Here is a 2867-nt window from a genome sequence, read left to right on the forward strand (position 1 = left end):
TGGTGAAGTAAGCGCCGCAGTGAAAGGATCAGCTGCAGCCGGAAAAATCGCAGAGGGTACAAAAGTCTTTCAGGCAGCCGCGAAAAATAGTAAAATAGTTGGTAAGTTGGAAGAAGTAACGGCATTAATGAATAAGTTGCCGGATAGTATGAAGAATGTTGTGGAGAAGATTAAAAATATTGAGATCCCGAATTTATTCCATGAACCAGCGCTAGCTGGCATTGGGAATGGAGGAGGGAGAAACGCACTTGGTGGAGAGTTATTTTCTGTTGTTAAGAGTGAAACTAAGGGTACGGGTAATGTTGGTAAGGGAGCTAGTGAGGCTGGGAAACATGTAGATGATGTGAAAATCCCTGAAAATATAAAGAAATGGAATTATCCACCTAGTGAAGAATTATATAAAAAATATGAGGATGTATATAAGAATCCAAAATACTATGACCAAGAAACAGGGGAAATTCATTGGCCGCCTAATGATGGATTTGTTTCGGGAACTCAAAAAGTGGAAACATTACATCCTGGAACGAAGTTGGATAGATATGGTAATCCTAAAGGTTCTTTTTTAGCTCCTGAAAGTGATTCGTTCCCAAGTAGAGCTTTGGCCCCGCATAGTGAACAAGCGCCTTATTATGTTTATGAGGTTATTGCTGATTTTGAAGTAACTTCAGGGAAAATTGCTCCTTGGTTTGATCAGCCAGGTGGAGGAACGCAAATTATTAAATATAAACCTAATGGTCGAACTTACTCTATAGAAGAATTAATAGAGCTTGAAATTATTAAACAAATAAAGCCATAAAGGAGTATAAAATATGGACTTAAGCGGTATATATAATTTAATTGAAACAGAATTTAAAGTGATTAAAAGGGAAAAAGATATTATTTGTGTTGCACCATTAGGTGGGGAAGATTATCCTGAAACTATTGTTAAGTTAACTTTTAATAAAGTAAATAATCATTATGAGATTTTTGAAGTTGTTAGAGGAAAAGAATACAAAGTAGATACATTTCCAGATAAATATAAATCAGCATTGGCTTTATATATTTTTTCGAAAAGTAAGTTAGAAGTAAGAAAGTATGATACAAATGTTCGAAATGAGATTAGGAGTACAACATCATTAAATAATATTCAAAAGATATTCAAAACGTTTTCAGATGAACAGTATTATTCTTTTTTCGAACTTAAGCCAGATAGAATAATTTTAGAAAAAAGCACAAATGATAGATATAATGTTTTATTTTTAGGAAAAAGAAACTCTAAGATTTATATAAATAAATCTAGAGAATTGAATAGTGCCGCGGTTGTTCTATACAATTTTTCTTTTAAACTAAGCCAATTTTATGATCTTATTAATATGATTGAAGTAAAGACGGATTTTGATTTTATAGAAACTCTAAAAGAATTATATCTTTTGGGTTGAAGAATGCAAATATATATCTTTGAAGGCTCTGTTGCAAAGTTTTACAAGAGATAGACATAGGTCAGCGTGTATAACTAAATATTATGTGGCTACTTGTAATGGTTGTAATTCATTGTACGTTGAAAGACGAAGTCTGTTTTAAGACTTCGTCTTAGTTTATATAAGGCATGAATGGTTTCGATTCCTTTTATCGTACGTGAAAGCCTGCAGATTTGGTAAAATGCCGCTTTACGTGTCTATGGTTCTGTTCTATCAGATTATTAAGATGTTTGATTGTGCAGTAAGTTGTATGTTTATAGAAGCCTTTTGCTTTTGATTTTTTGAACGCACAAAGTAAAGAGGGCGCCTTATCTGTTGTGAGAACCGTTGGTTCCCCAAACGTTTTCATCAATCTTTTCATAAAATAGGACAGTAAATGGTACTGGTGGAGCAAGTGGCGTTAAAACATTAGTTAAAACAGGGGAACACTTTACAAACGGAAGAAAAAATAGATTAAAGCCTGATATTAGGTATAAAACAGGAGAGTTTGACTATTTTTATGAAACCGATAGTCTTGGAAGAATTGAAAAAATTGAAACAGATAAGCTACAATTAACTGAAAGAGAGAAGAGATTATCACATAGTAAAAATACACCCGGTAAAGTAAAAGGACAAGACCATGCAGGGCATTTGATAGGTGATAGATTTGGAGGATCACCTAAAATTGATAATTTGGTTTCGCAATTATCTGATGTTAATTTGAAGGAATATAAGAAGATTGAAGAAGAATGGGCTAAAGCTTTGAAAGCAGACCCCCCTAAAGAAGTATCAGTTGATGTTGAAATAATTTATTCTGGAAATGATATGCGCCCCGATAAATTTATAGTTAATTACTTTATTGATGGTAAGCCAGGGTTTAAAGTTATTGAAAATTAATCTAAGGAGTGAAAATTAGGATGAAAGAATTTGAAGATAGATTTAGTGAGTTACAAGGCGATATGATATCTATATGTATGGAATACGTTGAAGATAGGGCGGATAAAGTGTATGTTTATGCTTCACGTGAAGAAGGAATTATTTCAGGCAGTTTCTTTTATTGTATTAATAATAAGTATGTAGAATGTCATAAAGTGAATGATGCATTGGAGGATGGAGACGAAAGATATGATGTGTCTCCAAAAAGAATGCTTATGGTATTGCGTATAATATGTGAAGACATCGAAAAAATTGAAGAATTATGTAAAGAATATGAAAGAGACATGCCAACAGAGATGAAGTTAATATATGATGTTAAAAGTGGCAAGTTCAAAGCTGAATACAAGTATGATTTAGTATATACAATTGATGATATTAAAACGGCGGATCATATTGCTGATGAGTGGTTTGAAGAAGTGAAAAATAATAACCTTTAAAAGGTTTACAGTAATAGTTATATCTAAGTTGAATGGTCAATTCATGGTGGTTGTACCA

4 protein-coding genes and 1 pseudogene are annotated in these 2867 nt (G+C 32.8%); 4 read left to right on the forward strand and 1 reads right to left on the reverse strand.

Annotated elements, in window-relative coordinates:
* Positions 1 to 796 (forward strand): glycohydrolase toxin TNT-related protein (locus U860_RS32350; protein ID WP_025151447.1); only part of this gene is annotated, 796 nt, incomplete at its 5' end.
* 13 nt (positions 797 to 809) lie between these two features.
* Positions 810 to 1418 carry a hypothetical protein gene (locus tag U860_RS0130600; RefSeq protein WP_025151448.1) on the forward strand — a complete coding sequence of 203 codons (609 nt, stop codon included), beginning with the start codon at positions 810 to 812 and terminating at the stop codon, positions 1416 to 1418.
* Positions 1419 to 1573: 155 nt separating this feature from the next.
* Here U860_RS0130600 and U860_RS34775 read toward each other — a convergent pair.
* Positions 1574 to 1821: pseudogene (locus U860_RS34775) on the reverse strand (DDE-type integrase/transposase/recombinase); the annotation flags it as partial.
* Between the two features lie 158 nt (positions 1822 to 1979).
* Between U860_RS34775 and U860_RS34780 the strand changes: the two are divergent.
* Complete coding sequence (locus U860_RS34780) at positions 1980 to 2333, forward strand: DNA/RNA non-specific endonuclease (RefSeq protein ID WP_240184513.1); 354 nt, start codon at positions 1980 to 1982, stop codon at positions 2331 to 2333.
* A gap of 20 nt (positions 2334 to 2353) precedes the next feature.
* Entirely contained in the window at positions 2354 to 2809 is a 456-nt protein-coding gene (locus U860_RS0130610; RefSeq protein WP_025151450.1) for an immunity protein YezG family protein, read from the forward strand.
* Positions 2810 to 2867: the final 58 nt, after the last annotated feature.

The sequence above is a fragment of the Bacillus sp. H1a genome (assembly GCF_000633475.1).
Taxonomy (GTDB): Bacteria; Bacillota; Bacilli; order Bacillales; family Bacillaceae_G; genus Bacillus_A; species Bacillus_A paramycoides.